8 protein-coding genes are annotated in these 6,679 nt (G+C 43.3%); 2 read left to right on the top strand and 6 right to left on the bottom strand.

What is annotated here, in order from left to right:
* Window positions 1-171 precede the first annotated feature (171 nt).
* The 5 genes from Q0R37_RS14635 to Q0R37_RS14615 are packed head-to-tail and all read right to left on the bottom strand — an operon-like array spanning window position 172 to window position 3,336.
* Entirely contained in the window at window positions 172-744 is a 573-nt protein-coding gene (locus tag Q0R37_RS14635; RefSeq protein WP_294755314.1) for a recombinase family protein, read from the bottom strand.
* Window positions 744-1,721, bottom strand: coding sequence for a class II glutamine amidotransferase (locus Q0R37_RS14630; protein ID WP_294755313.1), 978 nt, complete (start codon window positions 1,719-1,721; stop codon window positions 744-746). The genes Q0R37_RS14635 and Q0R37_RS14630 overlap by 1 nt, the downstream gene beginning before the upstream one ends.
* 3 nt (window positions 1,722-1,724) lie before the next feature.
* Entirely contained in the window at window positions 1,725-1,886 is a 162-nt protein-coding gene (locus tag Q0R37_RS14625) for a hypothetical protein (RefSeq protein ID WP_294755312.1), read from the bottom strand.
* The gene (locus Q0R37_RS14620) at window positions 1,886-2,995 is read right to left on the bottom strand and encodes an amidoligase family protein (protein ID WP_294755311.1); all 1,110 of its coding nucleotides are present in this window, start codon (window positions 2,993-2,995) and stop codon (window positions 1,886-1,888) included. The genes Q0R37_RS14625 and Q0R37_RS14620 overlap by 1 nt, the downstream gene beginning before the upstream one ends.
* A 56-nt stretch (window positions 2,996-3,051) precedes the next feature.
* The gene (locus Q0R37_RS14615) at window positions 3,052-3,336 is read right to left on the bottom strand and encodes a DUF960 domain-containing protein (RefSeq protein WP_294755310.1); all 285 of its coding nucleotides are present in this window, start codon (window positions 3,334-3,336) and stop codon (window positions 3,052-3,054) included.
* A 500-nt stretch (window positions 3,337-3,836) separates the two neighbouring features.
* Between Q0R37_RS14615 and Q0R37_RS14610 the strand changes: the two genes are divergently transcribed.
* The gene (locus Q0R37_RS14610; RefSeq protein WP_294755309.1) at window positions 3,837-4,109 is read left to right on the top strand and encodes a hypothetical protein; all 273 of its coding nucleotides are present in this window, start codon (window positions 3,837-3,839) and stop codon (window positions 4,107-4,109) included.
* Window positions 4,097-4,612, top strand: coding sequence for a relaxase/mobilization nuclease domain-containing protein (locus Q0R37_RS14605; RefSeq protein WP_294755308.1), 516 nt, complete (start codon window positions 4,097-4,099; stop codon window positions 4,610-4,612). The genes Q0R37_RS14610 and Q0R37_RS14605 overlap by 13 nt, the downstream gene beginning before the upstream one ends.
* A gap of 534 nt (window positions 4,613-5,146) precedes the next feature.
* Here the strand turns inward: Q0R37_RS14605 and Q0R37_RS14600 are convergent.
* Window positions 5,147-6,679: glutamine synthetase type III (locus Q0R37_RS14600; RefSeq protein ID WP_294755307.1), on the bottom strand; the 1,533-nt coding region annotated here is incomplete at its 5' end.

The following is a 6,679-nucleotide window of genomic DNA, read 5'->3' as shown; positions in this document are numbered from 1 at the left end:
CTTAGCGAGCCACCATTCGGAGGCTCATTACAATGTTTCATATGACCTTAGTCTAATGCCATATGCAAAAACTGTGGCATATAAGTTGTTTTTCAGCTTTTGAAATATTGCAAATAAAAACGACACCCTATTGCAAGAGTTTGAGCCGGCAAAATGCCGGCTCTCTCCTGTTTATGTAAACTTCCTTTTGTACTCTTTAAGCCTGCGGTAAAAGGTATTGGCACGCAGGCCCATTTCTTTCTGAAATTCTACGGCTGTTATTTCTTCAGCCTTCCACTGCTCGTACAGCTGGCCGAACTTTACCCAGTCTGTAGAAATGGGCTGCCGACCTTTGTACTTTCCCTGTGCTTTTGCAATAGCGATACCCTCGCGTTGGCGCTGTAAAGTCTGCTCGCGTTCAAGCTCTGAAAGTGCCGCGAATATCGACAGAACGAATCGTCCCTGCGGAGTATTGGTATCAATATTCTCCTTGCTGCTGACAAGAGTTACGTTCTTGCGCTGGAGCACATCAATGATATTTAACAAATCTCGGGTAGAACGACCAAGCCTACTGATGCTCTCAATGTAAAGAGTATCGCCTTCACGGACGTATTCAAGCATAGCTTTCAGTTCAGGACGGTCAGCATTCTTGCCTGACATTTTCTCAGCAAAGATGCGCTCTACCTTATATTGTTCCATTAACGCTTCCTGTCGTGCTGTTTCCTGATGTTCCGTTGATACACGGATATATCCTATTCTGCCCATCAGAACACACCACCATAGCAGCTTTCATAAACATCTTCACCGCACATGTATTTGACGTCTCTGAGTGCTTCGCGGAGCAGGCTGTGATCTGTGAGCATATCTTCAATCTCGTCGCTGGTGTAGCCGTACTCAAGCAGGAGCTCAACATCCGAGCTGTCAACTCCGTAACAGCCGCAGTATGCCAGTAGAATTTCCTCGTGTGCATTACAATAAGAAGAGAGGTCATCATCATACCAGCTCATGTACTTGGATCTGTATATTTTAGGTTCGTACCGTGAGCGTGTGATTTTGCCGTTCCTGTCGATACGGATGATATCGCCTTCTTCGGTATCAACACGCTTGCTCTCGAACTTCTGTAGTCCCAACTGCTTGAGAGCCTTTTTCATGATAGTCTCCGTTGAAGCATATACATATAAGCCTATTGTCTCGAAATGGAGCAGGTACATTGGATTGCTGCCCTTGACGATATATAGGCTATTGTACTGGTCAAGTACGGTAAATGTAAAGTTGCCTTCAACTGTCTCCGCCATATACTGAAGACTGTCGAAGTCGAGCTTTCCCTGCTTTTCAATCAGCTGTACACCGATATAGCTGTCAGTATCTATATATGTATTCGATATCACACCGTCTTTTCGTAAGTCTTTATCGTTCCAGAGGACACCGTTATGTGCAAAGGCAAACTCTGTATCAGCATGACCAGGGAATGGATGATTATTGTAGTTATGTTTCTTATCTCCCTGAGTTGCTAACCTCGTATGTCCCATGATTGCTTTTGTTCCGTTAGGTGCGTTGAAATGCAGCTTATGTGCAGGCTTTGGTCTTTTGAATATCGTGACCTTGCCATCGTGAGCATAGCTGATGCCAGCTGCATCCGTGCCTCTCTCTTCCGCGGCATTAGCCAATGCCTGTGTAAGTTTCTTCAGTACCCTATATGGGACAATCCCTTTATAATCGAGCCATCCGAATAATGCGCACATACTTCATTCCTCCCCATTATCGTTATCGAAAGGCAAATCAAGCGAGCCACCAGCTGCACCTGCTCCGCCAATCAAAAGTGCTATCAAACCTACTGCCTTAACAACGTCTTTGATATCCTTTTCAGTTTCTTCATCCATGTCGAATATATCTGCAAGAAGTCCCATCACATTTCCTCCTCTGTTATCACTTCTTCGTTTACATATAATCTGCGCTCTTTTAAATACTGGATCAATTCAGGTTCCTTTACCGTATCTACAAACTCGCTCCAGCTCATATTCGCTATACCTTCATCTGTCAGACTGATAGCGAGATCGCAGATATCATTTACAAGTTCTAATGCAGCAATGAGCGTGTTGTACTTGAGTGTACCTCTAAACAAACGAAACTCTATAGTCGAATAGTTCATGAGGTTAACCGCAGCATACCGCCCTAGATTTCCTTTTTTTGCTTTTTCGAGGATGTCTCTGCCAGTTCTTTCATACCCGTACCTTGCAGCCCAGCGGTTGATAGAGTATTCACTTCTACGGCTGAACTTCAGAAGCTCTGACCAATGCGCCTCAACAAAGAACAAGATACGGGCAATAACTTCATCCTGCTCTTCACGACTATCACCGAGACATGAGCGATTGACATGAATATGGAGTCCACAGGTACTTGTCTGATGTGAGCGATATCCTAGATATATAGCCTTTTTCATAATATCTTCCCACTGAAACTGCTTATGAAAATCCAGGCTCATTGGGTGAGTTACAAGCTCCATACCATCATCAAGGCTACCATCGCCTTTAATATAAATATGCTCTTGTTCTCTGTTGGCGATAACAAGCAATTCATCAGCATTATCACTGTCTTTACCTGCTCCGTCAATCTCAAGTTCAACGCCGAAATAGCGCTGACTATCACCGTAGAATATAGGCTCTGGCTTGTAACCATAGTCGTGTATACTGCGACTCTTGTCAACTTCATCATGATAGCACTCGCTGCAGTAGTCATAGCCGTCCAAGTGGTAAGCGTCATCTTCGTGTAATAGCGCATCACAGCAGCTGCATCTGGTGTAATGGTTGTGATAGCAGTGACTACATAAAGTTGTATAGTCGTCACCAAAACTTTCACTGGTCCAGATTATAGCACCGCACCTGTCACATGTCGTAGTATGTTGCTCAATACAGTCTGTACATACTATCTCACCGTCGATAGTCTCATAATCTTCATCTTCGTCAATAACAGCTCCACAATGAGAGCAATACATGACATTTCCATTCTTTTCATCCATTTGTAAAAACCTCCGTAAAATAGAAGAACCAGCCCCCGAAGGGGCTGGCATTAATGTTAATATTCTTCTGCTAAAAGCATTGTGCTGTGGTCACCGTCATCTATTATGTACAGCTTTTCCGTTATAGGCGTATCTGACGGTATAATATACGTCATACGGTATGCAGGCTCTTCCGAGCTATGAGTAATAGCCTGCATAGGACCAGCTGCACTCAGTTCAAAGACCTGTAAATAGTCTTTTGGAGCAGGCATACGCTCAACACACTCCCACAAAAACATCTGCAATTCCAATGGGATAGTGCTGTCGACACCGCAGGTAAGAAAACGATTAGTATTATGCATCTTTTCGATCCTCCTTTCATTATCATTGAATACGCGCGTAAGTATTCAAGTTAATAATATACATATAGAAAATCGAAAAAATCGGAGGTTTTCGCGAAAAGGCCTCAAAAGGCCTTTTTTGAAAAAAATGTATTACGAAGTAATAATGTATATATCAGTTTTTGAAAAAATCGGAATTTTGATGATTTTGTAAAAATGTATTACTATATGATAATCTGAGCGTAAGCGACCTGTATACTCAGTGTAGTCTTGGAGGTTCAAAACGAAGTAACATGTATCAGTAGAGAGAACTATTGATATGGTACATGTGATATGACAGAGATGATGGTTCGAGTATATGTGTACAGTACCGGAGTAACAGTCACAAGTCACAAGATCCTTCGATTCAACCCACTAACCCGTCCATTCGATCTGCATACTTCTTGGACTTCACTGAGTTGTTTCAAGTCAGATAGCAATATCCGCGCCAGATTTATACTATAGTTGAAAGGATAATTCGTATGAGAAAACCCGAAGAGAAAAAGACCGTGCGCAAAACGGTACTTATGACAGAAGCTTTGTCAAATGAAATTGAAGAAGAGGCTAAGGAGCGAGGTATTAAACCTAATGCCGTGATGAACGAAAGGCTGAAACATCCTGGAAACGACAACAAACCGTCATTCATGGCAGCGGTTCAGGACTTTACAAACAAAGCTGTGAAAGCAGTGGCGAAATATTCCGAACCGGAAGCAAAAGCACTTGAAAAGGAAGGTAATAAGTTATGGACATACTAACTCAGAAGCGTATAACAGATAACGGCGATGGAGCAGGCTACTTCAGACATTGCGTGAATTACGTGTATAAGGATAAGCTCGAACCTGGAGAAAAACGTATACTGACCAAAGGTTATGGCGTATGTGATACCAATCCGAAATATACATACACCCAGATGTATGGAGTGAAGGATTATTTCGGAAAAACAGGCGATAACCCAGTAATGCACCTGGTTGTGTCATTTGATAAAAACAAGGTGTTTGACTCAATAACAGCCTGCAATCTTACAGAGATAATCGCACAGCACCTGAGAAAGAAGTATCAGGTAATAACAGCTGTTCATTATGAAAACCAGGGAGGTTCACTCTACCATGCTCATTTTGTTGTAAACACGGTGGATATCTATAACGGAAAGCTCTATCACAGCGGTATTTATGAACTCGGACAGTTAGCAATATTAATTCACAACCTGACTGGAAACTTCTGTAAGGCCGAAATCAAGTATGAGGATCCCACAAAGTAAAAACAACGTAGAATAGAATAAAAACAAGAAAGCCTATAACGACAATTCTGAAAATGAAATCAAACAGCTGTGTCTATATTGATATATATAAAGGTCTCCCCGCACGGGGAGATCGCTGTTTGATACTGTTTACGGTCAATGGAAATGCTAAAATCACGAAAGGAACTGCAATTGTGACCAACTGTACACGGAGAGCTTAACTAATATTGCTCTTATAACGCAAAAAAGGCATACACCTTCAACAACGAGAGTATATCCCCCTTGCTGAATACTGTTTTATCGCCAATGGCTTTTCTTTCACCTACAGTTTTCTTTACTACAAAAATGAAGCAATAATCAGAAACGTGAATTGAGAATTAAAATGAGCCTATGACGGTTCCAATTCTTTCTCAATTTGCCTAATCCTTCAAAACAAATCAGCAATGATATCACCTAAAAAACTACAAAGCCAACGGCAAAAATGCTGTTGGCTCTGTAGTTTATGCTGTATTTCAAGGATCTGTCTATAAAAGACTTTTCTGATACTCTTAAATATCACACTCCGAAAAGGAGCTTGTCGTATGCAGGGAATGGCCAATAAGATTCAGCCGTTAATGTCTCTGCCTTGTCAGCTGCGGCACGGAGCTTATCCATTGCCGGGAGCATACTATCGCGGACAAATTCAGATGCCTTAATGATAACATCCTGCTTTTTGAAATCTGCAACTACTTTTTCAAGCTTTGTTGTTGCCGAATCCATTTCATCAATTAACTCTGAAAGCTCAGTAACAAGGCTGCTCTCGTACTTGCAGGCTACCTTTGATACGCTCTTCTTGATAGATACTGCATAAGCTGTATCAGCTGCAAACTTAGAAACGGCAGGGATTATCTCCTTGCGAGCCATGTCTATCATGGTTATAGCTTCAATGTTGACTGTCTTGATGTAGTTTTCAAGCATGATATCACAGCGTGAGAATATCTCAGCCTCTGTGAATACACCGTGAGAGGTGAGCATATCCACGTTTTTCTTGTCGCAGATATGAGGCATTGCGTCAGCGGTGGTCTTAAGGTTCATAAGGCCGCGCTTCTCAGCTTCCTTTATCCATGAATCATCGTAGCCGTTGCCGTTGAAGATGATACGCTTGTGATCCTTGATAGTCTTCTTGATAAGATCATGGAGAGCCTTGTTGAAGTCCTTAGCGCCCTCAAGCTTATCGGCAAACTGCTTCAGCTCCTCAGCAACTGCTGCGTTGAGGTGGATATTTGCGCAGGAGATACTGTTGGAAGAACCGAGCATACGGAACTCGAACTTGTTTCCTGTAAATGCAAACGGTGAGGTTCTGTTTCTGTCAGTGGAGTCCTTGCTGAACTTAGGAAGAACATCAACACCAAGCTGCATTTTCTCCTTCTTTGTTCCGCCGTATGGCTTATCCTTTTCGATAGCGTCGAGAACTGCTGTGAGCTCGTCGCCAAGGAATATGGATATTACAGCAGGCGGAGCTTCATTTGCGCCGAGACGGTGGTCGTTGCCTGCAGTTGCAACTGAAAGTCTCAGCAGATCCTGATAATCGTCAACAGCCTTTATAACTGCTGCAAGGAAAAGCAGGAACTGGGCGTTTTCAGCGGGAGTCTCACCGGGTGAAAGGAGGTTCTCGCCCTGGTCTGTGGATATAGACCAGTTGTTGTGCTTACCTGAGCCGTTTACGCCTGCAAAGGGCTTCTCGTGGAGCAGACACACAAGACCGTGACGGAGAGCCACCTTCTGCATAACCTCCATTGTCAGCTGGTTGTGGTCTGCGGCGATATTTGTTGTATCATAAATAGGAGCGAGCTCGTGCTGTGCAGGAGCAACTTCATTGTGCTTTGTCTTAGCAAGGATACCAAGCTTCCACAGCTCCTTGTCAAGGTCAGCCATGTACTCGGCAACTCTTGGCTTGATAGAGCCGAAGTAGTGGTCGTCCATTTCCTGACCCTTAGGAGGCATAGCACCGAAGAGGGTCCTGCCTGTCATGATAAGGTCTTTTCTCTTCTTCCACATCTCACGGTCAACGAGGAAGTATTCCTGCTCGGGACCAACAGAGGTCTTTAC

Origin of the sequence: uncultured Ruminococcus sp. (genome assembly GCF_946415235.1) — a bacterium.
Classification (GTDB): domain Bacteria; phylum Bacillota; class Clostridia; order Oscillospirales; family Ruminococcaceae; genus Ruminococcus.
Note: the sequence above shows the minus strand (reverse complement) of the source record. Positions and strands in the feature narration are given on the sequence as shown.